The organism is Picosynechococcus sp. PCC 11901, assembly GCF_005577135.1.
GTDB lineage: Bacteria > Cyanobacteriota > Cyanobacteriia > Cyanobacteriales > MRBY01 > MRBY01.
Map to the genome: position 1 here is coordinate 2527027 of NZ_CP040360.1, position 18268 is coordinate 2545294.

At 47.1% G+C, this 18268-nt stretch carries 22 protein-coding genes and 1 pseudogene; 13 read left to right on the plus strand and 10 right to left on the minus strand.

Annotated features, from left to right (window positions below):
• Positions 1–160 precede the first annotated feature (160 nt).
• From FEK30_RS13190 to FEK30_RS13210, 5 genes are read left to right on the plus strand one after another with little or no spacing between them, the layout of a single operon-like run.
• Positions 161–3463, plus strand: a complete 3303-nt coding sequence (locus FEK30_RS13190) for a type ISP restriction/modification enzyme (protein WP_220094725.1) — start codon at positions 161–163, stop codon at positions 3461–3463.
• Between the two features lie 24 nt (positions 3464–3487).
• On the plus strand, positions 3488–3760 hold the full coding sequence (locus FEK30_RS13195; RefSeq protein WP_030007523.1) for a hypothetical protein: 273 nt from the start codon (positions 3488–3490) through the stop codon (positions 3758–3760).
• Positions 3757–4170 (plus strand): type II toxin-antitoxin system VapC family toxin, encoded by a 414-nt coding sequence (locus tag FEK30_RS13200; RefSeq protein ID WP_138073438.1) that lies wholly within the window; start codon positions 3757–3759, stop codon positions 4168–4170. The genes FEK30_RS13195 and FEK30_RS13200 overlap by 4 nt, the downstream gene beginning before the upstream one ends.
• A gap of 1 nt (position 4171) precedes the next feature.
• On the plus strand, positions 4172–4297 hold the full coding sequence (locus FEK30_RS17160) for a hypothetical protein (RefSeq protein WP_255447889.1): 126 nt from the start codon (positions 4172–4174) through the stop codon (positions 4295–4297).
• 16 nt (positions 4298–4313) lie between these two features.
• The gene (locus tag FEK30_RS13210) at positions 4314–4544 is read left to right on the plus strand and encodes a hypothetical protein (RefSeq protein ID WP_065710899.1); all 231 of its coding nucleotides are present in this window, start codon (positions 4314–4316) and stop codon (positions 4542–4544) included.
• 84 nt (positions 4545–4628) lie between these two features.
• Here FEK30_RS13210 and FEK30_RS13220 read toward each other — a convergent pair whose 3' ends face one another.
• The 6 genes from FEK30_RS13220 to FEK30_RS13245 form a co-directional block, all read right to left on the minus strand.
• The gene (locus tag FEK30_RS13220) at positions 4629–5117 is read right to left on the minus strand and encodes a hypothetical protein (protein ID WP_065710900.1); all 489 of its coding nucleotides are present in this window, start codon (positions 5115–5117) and stop codon (positions 4629–4631) included.
• A 126-nt stretch (positions 5118–5243) separates the two neighbouring features.
• Positions 5244–5435: a hypothetical protein gene (locus tag FEK30_RS13225; RefSeq protein WP_099240695.1), complete on the minus strand. Its 192-nt coding sequence runs from the start codon at positions 5433–5435 to the stop codon at positions 5244–5246.
• Between the two features lie 229 nt (positions 5436–5664).
• A complete protein-coding gene (locus FEK30_RS13230; protein WP_138073439.1) occupies positions 5665–7170 on the minus strand; it encodes a hypothetical protein in 1506 nt (501 codons plus the stop codon).
• Positions 7170–8807, minus strand: a complete 1638-nt coding sequence (locus FEK30_RS13235; RefSeq protein WP_138073440.1) for a phage tail protein — start codon at positions 8805–8807, stop codon at positions 7170–7172. The genes FEK30_RS13230 and FEK30_RS13235 overlap by 1 nt, the downstream gene beginning before the upstream one ends.
• A 284-nt stretch (positions 8808–9091) precedes the next feature.
• Positions 9092–9460 (minus strand): hypothetical protein, encoded by a 369-nt coding sequence (locus FEK30_RS13240; RefSeq protein WP_138073441.1) that lies wholly within the window; start codon positions 9458–9460, stop codon positions 9092–9094.
• A 4-nt stretch (positions 9461–9464) separates the two neighbouring features.
• Positions 9465–10433: a hypothetical protein gene (locus FEK30_RS13245; RefSeq protein WP_138073442.1), complete on the minus strand. Its 969-nt coding sequence runs from the start codon at positions 10431–10433 to the stop codon at positions 9465–9467.
• Between the two features lie 358 nt (positions 10434–10791).
• Between FEK30_RS13245 and FEK30_RS13255 the strand changes: the two genes are divergently transcribed.
• The 8 genes from FEK30_RS13255 to FEK30_RS13290 are packed head-to-tail and all read left to right on the plus strand — an operon-like array spanning position 10792 to position 14389.
• A complete protein-coding gene (locus FEK30_RS13255) occupies positions 10792–11568 on the plus strand; it encodes a hypothetical protein (RefSeq protein ID WP_138073444.1) in 777 nt (258 codons plus the stop codon).
• A 43-nt stretch (positions 11569–11611) separates the two neighbouring features.
• The gene (locus tag FEK30_RS13260) at positions 11612–12250 is read left to right on the plus strand and encodes a hypothetical protein (protein ID WP_138073445.1); all 639 of its coding nucleotides are present in this window, start codon (positions 11612–11614) and stop codon (positions 12248–12250) included.
• Between the two features lie 2 nt (positions 12251–12252).
• Complete coding sequence (locus FEK30_RS13265) at positions 12253–12465, plus strand: hypothetical protein (RefSeq protein WP_138073446.1); 213 nt, start codon at positions 12253–12255, stop codon at positions 12463–12465.
• A gap of 9 nt (positions 12466–12474) precedes the next feature.
• Positions 12475–12939 (plus strand): hypothetical protein, encoded by a 465-nt coding sequence (locus FEK30_RS13270; RefSeq protein ID WP_138073447.1) that lies wholly within the window; start codon positions 12475–12477, stop codon positions 12937–12939.
• Entirely contained in the window at positions 12936–13145 is a 210-nt protein-coding gene (locus FEK30_RS13275) for a hypothetical protein (protein WP_138073448.1), read from the plus strand. The genes FEK30_RS13270 and FEK30_RS13275 overlap by 4 nt, the downstream gene beginning before the upstream one ends.
• 2 nt (positions 13146–13147) lie before the next feature.
• Positions 13148–13441: a hypothetical protein gene (locus tag FEK30_RS13280; RefSeq protein ID WP_138073449.1), complete on the plus strand. Its 294-nt coding sequence runs from the start codon at positions 13148–13150 to the stop codon at positions 13439–13441.
• On the plus strand, positions 13434–14138 hold the full coding sequence (locus FEK30_RS13285; RefSeq protein ID WP_138073450.1) for a C40 family peptidase: 705 nt from the start codon (positions 13434–13436) through the stop codon (positions 14136–14138). Before FEK30_RS13280 ends, FEK30_RS13285 begins: the two co-directional genes overlap by 8 nt.
• A gap of 41 nt (positions 14139–14179) precedes the next feature.
• A complete protein-coding gene (locus FEK30_RS13290) occupies positions 14180–14389 on the plus strand; it encodes a hypothetical protein (RefSeq protein ID WP_138073451.1) in 210 nt (69 codons plus the stop codon).
• Positions 14390–14392: 3 nt separating this feature from the next.
• On the opposite strand, the gene FEK30_RS13295 is transcribed toward FEK30_RS13290, so the two are convergent.
• The 4 genes and pseudogenes from FEK30_RS13295 to FEK30_RS13305 all read right to left on the minus strand — a co-directional run bounded on the left by FEK30_RS13295 (position 14393) and on the right by FEK30_RS13305 (position 18119).
• A complete protein-coding gene (locus FEK30_RS13295; RefSeq protein ID WP_138073452.1) occupies positions 14393–17011 on the minus strand; it encodes a VapE domain-containing protein in 2619 nt (872 codons plus the stop codon).
• Positions 17012–17278: 267 nt separating this feature from the next.
• Positions 17279–17494 (minus strand): hypothetical protein, encoded by a 216-nt coding sequence (locus FEK30_RS13300; RefSeq protein WP_138073453.1) that lies wholly within the window; start codon positions 17492–17494, stop codon positions 17279–17281.
• Positions 17495–17670: 176 nt separating this feature from the next.
• Positions 17671–17775 (minus strand): annotated as a pseudogene (locus tag FEK30_RS17320) (NrdR family transcriptional regulator); the annotation flags it as partial.
• Entirely contained in the window at positions 17775–18119 is a 345-nt protein-coding gene (locus FEK30_RS13305) for a hypothetical protein (RefSeq protein ID WP_138073454.1), read from the minus strand. The pseudogene FEK30_RS17320 and the gene FEK30_RS13305, both read right to left, overlap by 1 nt.
• Positions 18120–18268: the final 149 nt, after the last annotated feature.

The following is an 18268-nucleotide window of genomic DNA, read 5'->3' on the forward strand; positions in this document are numbered from 1 at the left end:
TGAGCTGCGGGGTAAAACGCTGCCTGCGGATCACGGTTACAGTCCCTATTCTGGGATTACATAAATTTGCCAACATTCTGCATCATGTTGTTGAACTTGATTCTTTGCGAATCTAGTAAGTCTATGATGAATACTATCGGCATTCTGAGTCAGTTATTCGATGTCTATTACTCTTCAATCAGCGATCGCCACATTTGGAAAAGCAGTTAAGGAAAAACTGTCTAACCCTGTAATGACAGGTCAACCAGAAGATCAGTTAAGAGCACCTTTTGAGACGTTATTGCTCGATCTTGCAGAACTTTGCCAAATCAAACGTGATGATGTGACGGCAGTGGGTGAGTCGGCTCTAACCGAGCTAAAAACAAGACCTGATTATTCGGTGACTGTCCGCAATGCCTTGGTTGGTTTTGTGGAATTGAAAGCGCCGGGGAAAGGGGCAAATCCGAAAAGATTTAAAGGGCATGACAAGGCTCAATGGCAAAAGCTTCAGACTCTACCTAATCTGATTTATTCGGATGGGAATAGTTTTAGCCTCTGGCAAAATGGGGAATTGGTTGGCTCTATTGTTTCGTTTGATGAGGATATCGAAACTGCTGGAAAAAATCTAACGCCTCCACAGGGATTGCTTGATCTGTTTCAGTCTTTCTTTCTCTGGGAACCAATCCCACCCACTAATGCCCAAGAGCTTGCCAGAATTACCGCTAATCTATGCCGTTTGCTACGGGATGAAGTCGTTGAACAGATGGCTTTGGGGAGTGAAGCTTTAACTTCTTTGGCAGAGGATTGGAGAAACCTGTTATTTCCTGATGCAACCGATGAGAAATTTGCTGATGGTTATGCTCAGGCTGTGACCTTTGGGCTACTTATGGCGCGGGCGAAAAATATTGAATTGGCGACGGGGTTAGATCGTGCAGCAAGAGATCTAAAAAGTGTTAATTCATTGATGGGGACAGCCCTTCGTTTATTGACTGACAATCTTGATGATGAAGCAATTCTGAAGACTTCGCTCAATTCTCTTGTTCGTGTACTTGATGCCGTGGACTGGGAGCAGATCAGTAAAGGTGATCCAGAGACATGGCTCTATTTTTACGAAGATTTTCTGGAAGTTTATGACAACAAGCTCCGTAAAGAAACGGGATCTTACTATACGCCTCCCGCAGTAGTGGAAAATATGGTGCGGCTCGTTGATGAATTGCTAAAAGATCCGAGTTTTGGATTGCAGGAAGGTTTAGCTTCTTCTGCGGTGACAGTGGTTGATCCGGCGACTGGTACAGGCACATATATGTTGGCAGTGCTCAAAAAAATTGCGGAATCTGTGAGTGATGATTATGGAGAAGGATCTGTAACATCGGCGATTAATGCGGCATTAAAACGATTAATTGCGTTTGAGCTTCAGTTGGGACCTTTCACCGTGGCGCAGTTACGAATTTTGGCGGAAGTGCTGGAATTAACGAATGGTTCGCCAACGGAATCCCTCAGAATGTTCGTCACAGATACCCTTGGTGATCCGGAAGATGATCAGGGCTGGATTCCCCAGATGTTTGCGCCTATTGCGGAATCTCGTAGGGCTGCGAATCAGATTAAGCGCGAGGAGCCTGTGACGGTTGTGATTGGCAATCCTCCCTATAAAGACAAGGCAAAAGGTCGTGGTGGTTGGGTTGAGTCCGGTAATCCTCAAACGGATACGCCTGCGCCGTTAGATGATTGGCAACCGCCTAAAAACTGGAAGATTGGAACCCACGCAAAACATTTGCGTAATCTATACATCTACTTTTGGCGGTGGGCGACGTGGAAAGTTTTTGATCATCATCCAGAAAACAATTCTGGGATTATCTGTTTTATTACTGTGGCTGGATTTATTGCGGGTCCGGGTTTCCAGAGGATGCGGCAATATTTACGGGAAACTTGTGACAATATCTGGGTCATTGATTGTTCACCAGATGGTCATCAACCGGGAGTGAATACCAGAATTTTTCAGGGGGTACAGCAACCTGTTTGTATTGTCTTGGCAAGTCGTTCTAAAAAGAAACAAGATGGAAGGCTTGCTCAGGTGAAGTTTCAGGCTTTGCCATTGGGGGCACGGGAAGATAAATTTGCGGCTCTAGATCAAATCACTTTGTCTGGTGAAGCATGGGAAGGTTGTATGGAAGGAAGTCGCGATTCTTTCTTGCCGGAATCCGAGGGTCAATGGTCAACCTATCCGCTGCTCAATGATTTCTTTAATTATGATGGCTCTGGGGTTATGCCCGGTAGAACATGGGTGATTGCGCCAGATATTGAGTCCTTAGACAAACGTTGGGAAAAACTTCAAAATGCACCTACCGATAAAAAAGAAGAACTATTTCACCCTCATTTTCGTAAGGGACAATTAGGAGATAAACATTCTGCAAAGGTTGTTCAAACTCCTCTCGCAGGACAGCCACAACGTAATCTTTCAGTTGCAGAAGATAAAAGCGATATTGTTACTCCTGTTCAATATGGATATCGTTCCTTTGATCGGCAATGGATTATCCCAGATAGTCGATTAATCAATCAACCAAATCCAAATTTATGGGACTGGCATTCAGATCACCAAATTTATTTGACTACATTAATGGATAGGACTCCATCTGAAGGACTTGCCCTGAGTTTTACTGCTTGCATTCCTGATCTACATCATTACAAAGGTTCTTTTGGAGGACGAGCATTCCCTCTTTGGCGGACAACAGATTGCAGCGATAGCAATGTTAAACGAGCATTTTTAGATTTTCTGAGCAATTTTTACGAGGATAAGATTTCTGCTGAAGATTTCTTTGCTTATATTGCTGGTGTTGTGGCAAATCCTGCCTATACCAAACGCTTTCAAGAAGACTTACAAACCCCCGGTATCCGAGTCCCTTTAACCGCCGATCTCAAGTTATTTCAGGAAGCTGTAGCACTGGGTAAGCGAGTCATTTGGTTACATACCTTTAGCGAGAGGATGATTGATGCCACTGACAATAGACCATCAGGTCACCCTCGCTTACCCAAAACAGAACGCCCCACAATTCCCAAAGACGGCACAATTCCTAATACTCCAGAAGAAATGCCTGACGACATCAGTTACGATGCAAACAAAAAGCGTTTACTCGTTGGCTCTGGTTTTGTCGAGAATGTTCCACCGGAAGTCTGGCATTACAACGTTTCCGGCAAGCAAATTGTTAAACAGTGGTTTAGTTATCGTAAGAAAGATCGTAGTCGTCCGATTATTGGCGATCGGCGACATCCTTCTCCTCTGAATCAAATTCAACCCGATCATTGGCTAGATGAATACACGAGAGAACTTCTCAATTTGCTAAATGTGCTGGGATTACTCATCAAACTAGAACCTCAGCAAGCGGACTTGCTAGAACACCTACAGACTCTGAAAAAGACAAATGCCTTAGCAGAATCATCAGTCTCTTGTTCACAGAAAAACAACCCAGATCAATTATCTTTACTCTAACTATTTAGATTGGAGAATTTTGTCATGACAGAACGCGAACAACTCATCCAAGAACTAGAGAAAACCCCAGATATCCTCGTGGGGGAAGTCTTAGACTTTTTGTTATTCATCAAGAAGAAAGCTTCCCAAGCAATTCCTCAAGAGAAGACTCAAATGGTCTCACAAACTTCTCCTTTTCTGAATTTTATTAACCAACTAGAAACTGATTTGCCAGTGCAAGAGGAAGAGAAGTTGCCGAGTGATTTTGCAAAAAATCTTGATCATTATCTGTACGGTTTAGCAAAAGAGGCAGAATGAAAAAAGTATTTGCAGATACAGGTTATTGGATCGCTTTGCTTAATCCTAACGATGACCTTGCCGATAAAGCCAAACAACTTGCCTCATCCCTAACTTCCACTACTATCGTGACCAGCGAAATGATCTTTAGCGAACTACTGAATGCTTTTTCTAAGAAAGGTAGCATTTATCGAGAACGGGCAATTCGTTTGATCGATTACGCATCTCAGAGTTCAGAAATAGAAGTCATTCCCCAGACGACAGAACTTTTTAGCTCAGCCCTCGATCTCTACAAGCAAAGACCGGATCAAGGCTGGAGCCATACTGATTGTTCATCATTCTGCATTATGCAACAGCAAGATATTTTAGAAGCCCTCGCCTATGACAAGCATTTTGAGCAAGCTGGTTTCATAGCTCTCTTGAGAAGATGATATGGAAAAAGTTGAAAGTATGCCCTACAGCAAAACAGTTGAGACATTAAGCGTAAACGTTTGTCGCGGTGTGAAAGAGGCGATCGCCCTCACAAAACAATCTTTGCAGACTAAGCTAGAGGCATAATTTGGGAGAACAACCGATGCTGATCCAAAAAATTATCGATGAACTCCATGAAATTCCTGAAGATAAACTGAATCAGGTCTATGAACTCATTCATTATTTTCAGTTGGGGCTCAAACAAGAACAAATAAGCATTCCATCAAACGATACAGTCCAAACTTGGTCACAGGGAAATCCTCTCAAAAATACGGTTATTGCCGAAGAGGATATTGTGAGCCCTATTGATGTTGCTTGGGATGCCCAAACATGATCATCCTAGATACCCATGTCTGGATCTGGTGGATGACCGAATCACCAAAATTATCTAGTCCAGCAGCAGCGGCGATCGCCGTTTTTATTTGCCGTAACGCCGTGTGTTATCTAGGCGCGTTTTCATGGTCTCGATCTGCTTCTGGATCTGGATTTTCTGATCCGTAAACCCATCAATCTGGGCCTGTTGCTCTTTAACTTTCAACTCAAGCCGCTTGAAATAATCGAGCTGGGAAACCGAGAAATAAGCAATAGGAAACCATATCCCTAGGAATGCAATCCAGGCTAAGTCAGATTCTGCTCCCATCAAAAACAGCCAAGGGATACTAGCAAAGAAGGCCGCAAAATGAGTGATCATATAGTTCAAGAAAACGATCCGCCATTTTTTATAAAACTTTTTGTAGATCCAGACTTCCAGGCTGAGCGCAAGCATCATCAAAAATAAGACCGCAAGCCACTCATCTCCATATTTCGGCCCCGTGGTTACAACTCCGTTAACGATAAAAGCAAATCCAAGGGAACCAAGACAAAATACCCCAAGCAGTTTCAGGGTTTTGAGGAAAGTATCAATCATGAGCTTTTTCCAGGGGCGCGAGGACGGTCGGGATTATCCGTAATCTATTGGGTAAGTGTTAAAATGCCGTCCTTCTGGTACTAATGATGATAAGTCCTAAAATGCGTATCTAAACCTGTGATTTAATCAAAATTCCCGCTGCAAGCCTTCCTCATTGGCACAGACTCCAAGGGCGATCCGTTGCCGATGGGGAGCTGTCCGCCCCGTCCCAGGTTTAGGGGGGAGAAAGGCCCGCAGATAGACCCGTTTCCCCTGGATTTCCACAGATACGCCGATTCTAAGGGCGTTTAAATCCCGGTTTATCGCTTCAATATTCATGGCTGATCTAGACCATATTTAGACCAAGCCTTACGGGGAAATAGGCGTCCCAGGCCACCATGAAAAAGTAAGCGAAAATTCCCTACGCTACCGATAGCGCAATGGAAATTTGATTTACACTGTAAATATGGCTCGAGGCAGATTTGAACTGCCGACCTTGGGCTTATGAGAAATTCACACCTATCACACACATAAGGCGCGTAATCACTAGGTTACACGCCTTTTCGTTTTAGATGGTTTGGTAGTTGGTCACAAATTCCGGCGTCCCAAATGGCTCATCATCCCGCCACAAATCAAACCTAATTTGCTCTTGGAGATATCGTTGCCCGGATAAATCGACAATTTGCCCTAGGGTTGATTCTTTCTTGAGGGTGACGATCGCCTCCTCTGGGAAGATCGTCTTACTCAACTTAGTGACCCTTGGATCAACTTCCTCGATGGTGCTGGCAATGCGGATCGCTTCCTCGCTGATCAATTCGCTGATAATTTCCCGCATTTTTTGCACGCCATAATCCTTATTGGCCGCATAAATGGCGAATGTCACCCGACTTTCTAGGGTCGCCTCAATCCGCCATGGCCCCCACTCTAGGAAGCGAAAGGCCCGCTTAAAATCTCGCCACCTTAGATCTGGATTCAGGGCTTTTAGGGTGATGGTGTGGCGGCTGCTGACTTCTCCCAAGGGCGTAACGAATGGGGGCTTATCTTTATCGCCCCGTAGGATGATTTTTGCGGTTCTCATGTAGGGTTCGCCCACCTTGCCGCCGTCGTCGGCATCGCCGCCAAATTCCCCGATATTTCGTAGAGCAATCTGGCGATAGTTATTCATTTGATGTTGTAGGCCAGATATCGCCAAATTGGAGGGGAGCTGCACATATCTCAAAATCGATACATCTTCCTCGCCCCCCTCGTTTCTTAGGGCAACTGTCCCGGCCCGATCCTCCCCTAGGATTTCTAGGCGGTTTTCCTGGGTTTGAGCCATAAGGTTGTCCCAATGTCCGGCGATAACAAATCCCCCAGCGATAAAGCTTTCCTCGAATTCTTCAAAAAACGATTCTAAAAATTCCCGTAGTGCATCAAAAGGAATAGAGTCGATGGTTTCCTCGAAGGCTTCCCCAATACTCCATCGCGTGCCTTCTTCTTCCCCCCATCCCCGCAGAGCTGGGAAAAGGTTTTTAAGAATCCTACGCCCATAAATATACGTTTGTACCGCTACGCCTTGGCCGAATATCCTGGCGGAAATGTTTAAAGCATCGGCCATTTCATCAAAAACTTCATCCCCCCTTTCCTGTACCAATTTAACGACCGTGCTAAGGGCCAGCCCTCGTCCGCCAATTGTCGGGATATACAACGCCCCCAATGCCCCTAAAGCTCCTACGGTAATTGTTCCGAATAATTGCCCAGTGGCTCCACCCCAGGCATCAGCAAGGGCTAAATTTCTTGACCTTAATCCGGCTTTTAATTGGGCGTCGGTGGCAACCCAGTTAAAGTTTTTTAGTTCAAAAAAGGCACTGACGGCGGTTTGAAAAATAAATGTAGCAGAGACTCTGATCACCGGGGCGATCGCCCACCACAACGCCCCAGCCACATTCCCAATTAAGCGACCAATCCCCGACAGAAAGCCACCGGAATCACTCTGGAAAAAATCTAAAACATCCTCAATCACCCGACCATCTGGGGCGACTTCTGATCTAACTTGGCGGCTGACTAATTCCCCTAAATCCAACGTAAAGGCCATTATTTTTCATCCTCCACGTTGCGATCCTCGATTCTGAATTTCACGCTTTCCCCTAGGTTGTATTCAGAGTCAGGATTATTTACTAAATTCCTAAATCTATCCCAAGCGGTTTCCCCATCCTTGAGGATTTCTTCAACTTGATCCTGTAGTTGGTCGATGTCATCCTGACCGCGCAATGTGGCGGCCTTCACCAAACTCACCCCATAGAGCAACTGGGGCAGATACTCGATTAGGATTTCTTGATCGTCAAACTCCCAGCCCTGGTACTGCCCTTCGTAACTATCAAGGAAATCAATTAGGGTGAATTTCCCTTTATCACTGGTTTTGGGGGTAAAGGAAAAATTAGTTTTCCGGGTCTTTTTCTTCATCCGAAACCCTAGAAATTCATTGGCCGCCATAATCAAATCTTGGGCCACCAATACGGCCACCTTTAAGCTCATTAACTCATTACCAGTTCTTACCAGGGCGTTGGTTTGGGCGTGGTTAATGGTGGTTAGGAAAACGCCTTGGGTGTAAAGCTCTGCCATGGTTTCGGCAATATTTCGGAGTTTTACCCGCCGATCACCGTCCTCCGATTTAACCTCTACTTCTATCGGGAATTCGCCAATCAACGCATCCATCTGTTTTGTAATCCACACCATAAATTGAGGGATGCTTTCTACTTCGGTCTGTCCAGACCCATCCCCCAGCAATGAATTGGGCAACTTTCCAGGGAAATCTGGGACGCCTGTCACTTTGGCGATCGCCTCCAACTCATTCCCCAAATCGTCCAGGTCATCCTTGATATCGTCGAGCTTCTGGCGGTCATCATCACTAAAGTTTTTCTCTGGATCTTCCGCAGCAGACAGGGATCGACAAACCGCACTCCCCGCAGGGCCACAGCTCAGGCCATAACCCCAAACCTCCCCAGGGATTGCGTTTACTTCTCCCCTTAATGAATCTATGTAACCGCCCAAGGATCTTAACTCGGCTTCGATAGCATTAAGGGCGCTATTTAATGAGGAAATAGCAGATTCTATTTGCCCCAAACGTGAGGCAATCCCATCAAGTCTCCCCCAGATGTTTTGGAGCTGACCCGCAAGATTGTAAACCTGTTGCTGAATATCGGCAAGCTTTCCATCAATCCCCCCCAATCTTTGCTCAATCCCGCTCAGGCGGTTATTAATTCCCCCGATTGAGGATTGAATATCAGCAAGGCGACTATTTAAAGAATTAAGCGTGCCTTGGATCTCCCCTAGGCGATTGCTAAGGCTGCCCAATGCGCTTTCAATATTGCCAATCCGGGAAAGAATCTGGCTTAAAGTGCCTTCAATGCTTGCCAAATCACTTGAAATATTCCCAAAAAGCCCATCAATAAAAGCTCTCAGACTGCCAAAAACCCCATCGATAAAGGCTTTCTGAGCAGCAAACGCCCCATTAATAAGTGCCGTCAGCCCATCAAAAAAGCCCTCAATAAATGCAGTGAGCGAACTATAAAGCCCGCTTATTGCCGCCTCCAATGCCCCAAGGGCCGCCACAATTGGATCACGAATCAGGCTAACGATTGACTCGACAATATTGGCGATCGCCCCAAGAATTCCCCCAATATCCCCACTCAAAGCCGCCAACTTATTCTCAATTCTGCCAATCGCAGACACCAAATCCGACAACGTATTTTCAATCGAACTTAATCGGCTAGAAAGCCCATCAATCTTTCCAGATAGCCCGGAAAGACTGTCCTTTAATTCATTAATATCTCCTTTCGTCGCCAGCCCCGAAAGCGCCTCTAAAATCCTCCCCTCAAGGGCCGATATATCCGATTTCGTCGCCAGATTTGGACAAGACATTTAAAGGATGACCCCCGACAAAATCAGCAGTGAAATAATCACAAAAATCACAAACACCGTAAAACAGCCCACATTCAAACAGCCCATAACGCCCCTTAAAGTAAATCTGGATCGGTCAAGTCATTGGCTCCAACAAAATTAAATTGCAGAGTGTAGAGTTCCCTGGCAGAGATAGCGCTGGGGGACAAAAGAGTAGGCGACAGATTAGCCCGACTGACCCGCAAGGTGCGCGATTGATTTTGCAAATCTTGCTGATTGAATAAAACGCCGCTGACCTGGGAAAAATCAATTTGTGTCGAATAAAAAAGCCTCAGCAATACCCATAGCAACGGCTCGATTGCGTCCCTAGGTTCATCCCATTTGGGCAACCCAGCGGCCTCAAGTCTTGCATTTAGCTCGGCAACATTAAACGTAATTGTTGACGGGGAAAATTGTCCCCCAAAGTCCTGTAGAGTAAGCGCCATTAAATTAAGTCCTCCGAATAAAAGAATCGATCGCCGTCCCACTGTTCGGCCCATAGCAACACACCCGACCGCCCCCGCATTCCAATTCACAGCAGGTTTCCGGCGGGCATTTGCGCTCATCGCATTGAAAGGCGATTTGCTCCCCGTTGTAAGGGCAGATATCCGCTAAGACGCCCCCTTGGTCACTTATTTCTAAACATTGCAACGGCTCAACCGTGGGACATTCGTCATAAGTCAAATCTTGTGTTGTGTTGTCAACAAAGGTAATAGTCAGAATGCAATCGCCATTAAGTAAAGAAACATCGGGGGGATCAGGGTGACCGCCTCTAGTAGAAGAGTCACCAGTATTCGACGTAATTTTCCAGCCATAAGGAGATAGCGAAAATCCCCCGACGCTCATGTAAACTTGAACCCAACCCGGATTCCCAACGTTCCAAGCCTTTTCAGGATAATTCCGTGTATCGCAAGGAGAGTATTTAATCCAATCAGTGAAGCTGACTACAACACCTGCGTTTTCATACGTCCAGTACCAATGATTCCCACAATAAGGATTAGATACCCTATTACCTCGTATGGGGGTCAAACCTCCACTTAATTCCCCAAAAAACCTAAATCCGATAGTCCCACTTTTGCACTGAATAGCCCCACATTCAGGGGGATTATAAGCGCTCGACATTGCTTGAGAAAAAGAGCCTATCGCTTCAATCCAAGCCGCAGACTCCCACGTTTCCCCAGTCAAGATATCAACATCACCGCCACCCCAATCGACTCTAATCCCTCCCTGTTGCTGCTCAGGTGTCCATGATTGAATTTCTTTTGGGGCCGTCCAAGGCGACCCATTAATTAGCAGCCCTTTGGTCTTTGCGTCGTGGCAAATGGGGGGATTAAGGCTTAGGATTTCCCGACGGTTGACGCTGTTCGGGTTGACAATCACATAGGCGCGGCTTGCCCCACTACAATCACAAGTCGCCATTATTTTTCTATCCCCTTAAGCTTCAACAAAACGTCTCTTTCTCTTAATAATTGTTCATGTACCTGATCTATCGTCCAGCCTGTTTCTGCTGCCAATCGCTGCAAAAGCTGACCTCTTGGCTTGTAGGGCTTGGGTTGGCCATACCGCTTTTTGGTCTTCAAAAATGAGCGTTTAGAGCAAGTCCCTAACCGTGGATAAAGAAAAATACGCATCTCTTAAGCTTTTCTTCTGACTTTAACAAAAAATACCCGTCTTAGTTTTGGCTAAGCCACTATAAATACCAGTATTTTTTTTGTGTTAAATTTGCGATTCTGCCGTGCTAGAAATTGGGAGATCAGATTTTTATCTAGGTTTTTCTATGGCTCTTACGTTTTTTGAATCAAGCGTTACCGCTGGCGGTGGGAATGGCGTCCCTGCTGGTTTGTTTCTGCCCATTGCGGATCTTCCTGGCGTGGTTGCTGGTGAATTTGCGGATGCTCAGTCCCAGGCCACCAAGGAAAGCAAAGCGGCCCTGGCGATCGCCAACGCGATCCACACATATGTTTCCGCCAATAGTGCCGACATTGTGGGCATGACCAGCACACGGGCGAAGGCTTCTGTTTCTGATAGCCTCGATAACCTGACCTTCTCTTTTGCTTGTCAGTATGTCGCAGACCTGGAAACGGAAACTATCGGCCAAATTCCTTTACCTAGCTCTGGGGCTAATTCTGGCGTCGGTGGTTTTGCCATTGATGACCTTTTTGCCAATGCTACCGAGGTTGCTGCCGAGGGCGCGATCACTGGTGAGGGCGTTGTAATCCCCTATGCAGACTTGGCCGATTATGGTGGATCTGACCCTGCGGCGATTACAGGCGTTGACAACCGTGATTTTGTTGCAGCGATGATCCGAGCATTCCCGGCGATTGTTCCTGTCCGGTCTGCAAGCGTCGCCTCTGGGGTAACTTCTGTTTCCCAGGCGGCTGGGACTACCTTTACCCTCCCCGCTGCGGCGACTGCCGAGACTGATCCGACTACCGGGCTGGTTACTGCTGATTTGCCTAAGATTGCGGCGCTTCAGTTCACCACCTCTTGGACTGTCCAGGTTGCCCTGGATCAATCAGCCCAAACTTTTGATGTGAACGTCGTTACGGCCTAGGGTTTTCTGGGATTTTTGTAAATTATTTTTGAGGGTTTTTGTTATGCCTAGAAAATTTGGGCCGGGGACTTGGCGCTATGTAAACGTGAAAATTGGCACGGCCACGTTAAAGTACGTTTTTCGGAGTAAGTTGAAGGACTCCCTAAAAACGGAGTTCGGGCAAACAGACGTAAGCGCACAGTTTAACGTTGCGAATGCAGTGCTGTCTCCTAATCGGCCTAAGCCCGCAAGAGCGTCTAAGCGTTTCCCCACAGGATATGAAGGGTCTTTTTGCTCCACTGACAAAATTTCAGCCCTAAAGCTGAATGGCTACACTGTCACCAAGCCGAAGCTTGCTTTAATCGGGCCAGGTGGTTTTTCACGCGTTCTTTACGTCACGATCAACGGCGTAAATTATGCTTGGCGCAGACCTAAAAATGCTGGCGGTGAAGTTGCACTCACTGAATTAGGGGTAAAAGACGCCGACGGGTCAGAGTTGGATTTAGTGTTTGGGGCCGATTTCCCGAAACCTGCCCAGGCGATCCGGACGATTACCAGCCAGGGGACTTATCGATCCTTTGTGGATAATTCCAAGGTGCAAAATGGGCAACTCGATCAAGCGGCGGCGGATGCTGGCTGGGCGGTGACTGAGCTAGCCCAAACGAGCCAAGCGGCCCTTTTAGCGTTGACAATTTCTGGTTAAAAATGAGCTTAATCCTAACCCCTGGCGATCCTGAGTTTGATTTTGTGATGGGCAATATGCCCCCGCCTCCCAATTGGCGCACCCATGATCCGCACGGAGACACGGGTCTAATTCAAGACTTGGAAACAGGCGTCTGGAACCCAGTCAATCAACAGGAATTCCTCGAAGTGCTTTATGAACAGGGTGACTTGTATTTAAGCGATGAAGAAGGCTAGGGGGTTGGGATGGCTATTTTTGACCAATTTGGACAATGGGAGAGCATGGGGACGGTTGTCCCGTCATTTGACTGGCAGTTTCTGCCGCTGTTCGCCACAACGCCCCATAGCACGTTCCGAATTAAGTTTTTTGGGATGGGCGATCGCACTTGGTATCCGCCGATCCATGTGCGAAATTCCTTTTTTACCGGGGCGGAATATCTTTTTGATCGCCGTTGGGTGAAGATGTGGCCCAAGGATGAACCGGAAACCTTTCAGCTACCTTATCCGGCGGATATGATCGCCGACCCATTGCCCCAACGACAAATACAGGTCAAGCTGGCGTCTCGCTGGCGTTACTACGATCTAAACCCTCAAGGGTACATGGTCGAAATTTGGGAAAAAACCGACTCTGATGTGGTTTATCCAGTGCCAGAAACGCAACAACAGCAACCCGTGACCCAAGTATTTAGGATTTTGAGGCGTCGCCAATGAGCTGTCCCCAGATTGCCACGAAAGAAGATATCGCAGCCCTTGAGGGGCGGTTGATTGAGGCAATGCACGCCAAAATCGAGGCGGAAATCACCGCTCTTGAGGCGAGATTGGTGGGAACTGGGCAACAGGTGACCCTCGGAGAAATTCGGCAGGTGATCGAGGACTCGATTAATTTGCCCTACGAACTGGAAATTACAACGCTTTAGCCGTGAATGACATTACGCAATTATTGGTGAATTTAACGATCCTTGTGGCGACAGTTTGGGGGGCAATCCGCGCTGGACTCAACATTTACAAGCATTGGCATCTACTAAAGGATCTCCCTGAAGAGATGGAAGAAGATTTAAGCGAAATCCACCGCCAACTAAACGCGATGTGGGGAAAACTGGATCACTTGGCAACTTTGACGGATGCAAGGCTAGACCGCATGGAGCGGCAACTTAATTATTTGGCAGGGACGATCCGCATTCAAATTGAAAATTTAGAGGGTCATCGTGATTGAGAAAATTTTAAGCACGGCCCGGGCAGAGATTGGCTATAAAGAATCGCCCCCAGGGTCAAACCGAACTAAGTATGGCCGCTGGTACGGGATGGACGGAAACCCGTGGTGTGCGATGTTCACCAGTTGGATTTTTGATCAGGCTGGTTATCCGTTGCCAAGGATGCAGGACGGCGCTCCCAGCGGCGCGGCTTACTGCCCTTACATCGAAGGTTATGCGCGACGGATCGGGCAATGGCATAAGTCCCCACGGCCCGGAGATTTGGCACTGTTCCATTTTGGGAATCGGCTCGCGGTTCATATTGGGATTGTTGAGAATGTCTCAGGCGCAAAATTTAGCTCTATCGAGGGCAACACCTCGGCGGCTAGCAATGCCAATGGGGGCATGGTGCAAAGGCGATCGCGCAATGTCTCCCAGTGTCGGGGATTTTATCGGCCCATGGATATTCAGGCCCGCACGGGGAAGGATGCTTATTATCGGCTGATCCGGCTGAGACGCCCCTACATGGCAGGCCATGACGTTCGGGAGTGGCAAAAGCAGGTGAATCATTGGGGCTACAAGATTGACGTTGACGGCATCTACGGGCCTGAAAGCGAAAAAACTTGCATTGAACTCCAAGAAAAATGGGGTCTTGATGTGGACGGGGTGATCGGCCCGATTACTTGGGAGCGGACATTTAAGCCCAGCAGTGAGGTTTAGCCGTGCCTGAGCCGGATAAGGACAAGCTTTTCAGAATTGCCATGGCGAAAGATGGCATCCAGGCGGCGGATGTGGCCTACTACCTCCTGTTGTTTTTGCCCTTGGTGACCGGGATAGCAGGGTTTTATTTTTGGTGCAAGGCGATCTTGTTTTATCCAGACATCCCAGAACAACGACTTAAACCCCTGTTTTGGTCGAGCTGCGTTTTGATGGGCCTCCCCGTCGCTGGGGAGTTTTGGCGGCACAAATAGCCATCATTCCAATGGGGCTAAGTGGCGTTGCTCGATCTTGGTTTCCCCGGCGGAATCACTCAAACATAGATAAACCTTGTAGGCGAACTCAGATCCAACAGGCGGAAATTTCACAATCTTGACCACCTCACCATTGATTTTCCAGCGTACATACTCCCCAGGCCGAAATAAAAATCCTGCTTTTTCATACTCTTCTGGAATCGTTTCAAATTTCTCGTTTTTTTGCGGCATTACGTCACAAATCGGCTGTGATGCTTGTGGGGGAAAGGTTTCGGCTGTGCCGTAATTGCGATCTAATTGCGTCACACTTGGCAATTGCGGATCGACTTGCGGCACACTTTCGGGGGACTGTGCCGTAATTGAAAAATTACGACTCAAGTTATGGCACACTTCAAACCCTTGCTCTGTCTGAGTTGTGCCATAAGTGACGTAATTACCGTTATTTTTAGAGACTGTATTATCCCAAGGTGCTGAATTTTTGTCTGGGTTGACCTTGATCCGGATTTGCCGCCCTTCCTTGCGGATGCGCCGTTCTTCGGTGTAACCAAGCTGATTGAGGATTTTATTTAGCCGTCTCAGCTCCCGTTGTCCCTGTTCTTTGGGTTCAAGCTTGAAAACTTCCTCCAGGATTTCTTTGGTGTTGGCGTAGCTGTGCCAGTTCAACCATGCCTCCACATCCTCTAACCAGGGGTCTTGTTCGGCGAAGTCGAGGGCGATCGCCTTAAAGATGGCTTTTTCTGTTTCGTCAGGATGCCACCTCGCCCCCGCAAGGTAAGCATCTACCGCGCTCGCCCAGATCCCATCTCGCTCTTTGGCTAACAGATCATTATCAATATCTTTAAGGACTGGGATAGGCCAAAATCTTCGATTTTCCCCATCCATCAAAAATCGTGAGGGGTTGACTGTTCCGCAAAACACAGAGCGGCGATTGTGCTTTTTGGTTTCTCTCTGATATGGTGCGCGGAATTCATCCTGTCTGACGGTCAAATAATGCTTGAGGCTGGCTGCGTCTTTTTTCGAGGTGATCCCGTCGATTTCTGCTAGTTCGATGATCCAGTTCCCATGGAGTGCCATTAAAGAATCTTTGCTTTGAATTTCGCTGATCGAGTCGTTAAAGTAAATTTTGCTAAGAGTCTTAAACCAAGTAGATTTTCCCTTGCCCTCGAACCCTTGCAATACCAAAGTATGATCCGCTTGACAGCCCAGATATTTGCTGTCGGCTTTCTTGTCTTTTGTGTGGAGCTGGCGGGCCACTGCCGAAATCAGCCACATTTCCACCGCGCGATTGTAGGCCCAGGCTTTGCGCTTATCCGCTTCCTCGGTGTAGTCGTTCGGGTCTTGCCCAAAATATCGAGCCGCTAAATTGTGGATCGGGACGCGCTCGGCTTCCCGGTGGCATCTCATTAAGTCCTCAACCACTGGATCAAAGCTGTTTTTCTTGGCCAGATAAACCATCGCCTTGTAAATGTCATGCTCGGCTGCGGTCTCTCCGTATTCATCAAAAAACCACGCTTTTAATTCATCGGCCATTTCAAATGGATCGCCGTCTAAAAGCATTTCCCGCCGTAGCAAATCAAAGCTCAATCGGTGGCCCACTTCTTCTGATAGATATTCAAAAAGCTCGGCATAGTTGAGGTTTTTCGTCCCCCCATAGATACGACGGGTTTCGGGGCGTGATTTTTTTAATGGGGTTGTGGTCATAGCTTCGATGGGTCGTTGGTCGGGGTCGCTGGGTTCAGGTTTGGGGGCGGGTTTAGGGTCGGGCCGTTCCTGTCGTTTCCATGCCGTGACCGATTGCCTATTTTCAAAAACCTGCCGGATCATGTCCTCTCCCAGCGCAAAATGAAGATCGTCAATTCCCTTTAGTTGAATCAGGTTCCCCCAACTCATTACGGTGACTTTGCAGCCTTCAGCCCTGAGAAGCTTGGCGGTTTTGCTGACGGCGATCTGTACGTTGCGGATCGTCTTGGGCTTCTGGTCATTGTCGAAACAGAAAATAATCTCACGAGGCTTTCTTTGGTGAGTAAGTGTTTCGCCGAGAGTCATATTCGGTTTTGGGAGAGACGGTTGGGCGATCGCCTTTAACTGAGGAATCAAATAAGAGTCCCCAATCTTCCGGCCCTGCTCATCTTTGGGGGTGCGGTATCCAGAAAAAATCCCCGGTAAACCGATGGCGCAATACCCAGCAGACAATAGGGACGCCGCTTTTTTGGCTCCCTCGGTGATGATGATGGGCGTTTTGTTGTCATTAATAATCCCTTTCCAGTAGTCCGCATCGCCTAAGAAAAAAGCCTCAGTGGGCGTCTTTGGAGGATGTTCATATTTGATTGGTTTGCCGTCGATCTCTCTGGGGGAATTAGGCTTTAAACACCCCCACAAAGACGGTTTAAAGGTGAGAATGTCGAGGCCGGAACACCACCAGCCCCCATCCTCTAAATGGGCATAATTTCGGAGCCATTTATCACGAAGTCGCCCATCATTGCGGCGTTCATCTTCGCCTAATCCATAAAGTAAAAATTCCCAGCAAGCTGACGGGGAAAGCTGCTTAAAATAGGGTTTAAATTGTTCAGAAATAGCGCTTTTTTCTAGCTCTTGAGCTAAAATATTGTTGTCAGTATTCATTGTTGGTTTTTTTTCTAATCTTGCAGCAAAAAAGCTATCCTCACCGCAGAGTATGGGGATAGCTTTTCTCTTTTCTTTAGAATGGAATATCGTCTAAATCGACAACTTCCCCTGTCTTTGGATTCTTGATCAAACCGCAATGGTGCCAAGGCGCAGAGGCTCTTCTAGTAGGGGCTAAATTCTCCCAAAAATTGCGGGTTGCCACCTCTTTTGTAAGGGTTGCCCCCATCAAAAAAGCCCAATAGCCCAAGCAATAAAATAAGCCCTTCATAAGTCAATCCCGCTAGCTTCGATACAACGTTTGTAATCTTCGATTACTGCTTCAACCGCCGCATTTAATAACTTGGCGATTTCTCTTCTGTGCCGAAACAACTCTTCAGGAAGCTCTCCTACTTTTAAATCTCCCAATTCTGGGTTTTCTAGGTAATAAAAAACAGTCTCGCCATTTATGACGTAATCAACCTGGGGCGGATAATCTTTCATAAATCAATCCCTGTATTGTTGTCTGTGCAGCCTGATTCTTGAATCTCCCCAAAAACTTTAAAAAGCTCTGCTGATAGCCTTTCCATTTCAAAAATAAGAGCGTGGGCAATCATTTTTGTTTTTTCTGTGTCTAAAACTTTCTCGTCTAAAAGGCTTTTAGGGCGTTCATAGGTGGTGAAACAATATCCACAAACCAGACATTTTCGCCGCCGTGTTTGGCCTTGGGCTGTGGTTCTGCTGTCTGGGACTCTTGTTCCCCCGTGGCATTTAGGGCAGTACATTAATTGGCCTCCATTTGCTTTAGGTAGGCATTGAGGGCGATCGCCACTCCGACAGCTTCAGGAATAGAGGAATATTCAGCCACTAAAAAACTCGATCCATCACTGGTAAGGAAATAGATCGAGTAACCGCTAGGAGTAAACTCCCCGTATTTTTGGATAGGCTGACTCTTTGGAAATACCACCCCATCAGTCTGATGGTGAGCAATCTTCTTATGGAAGGTCTTGGCGGCATGGATTGCCAGTTCAATCTTTTGATCGAGGTTCCCAACAGATCGAGTTGGGTATGAATCACGTTGCAGAAGGGTCAATAGCACCTGCAACGCCTCAGAACGTAATCTATTCATTTTGTTTCTTGAGCGTTTGTATTACGCCATAGGTAGAGTCTCGGTAGCTGTTGGTTTTGGCTTGGCTCTAAATATGGTGTAAGTGAACTTTCTAAAGTGGATAGAACCCGCTCACTGCTTGACCTTGGGCCTCCTAAAATGGAGGTGAA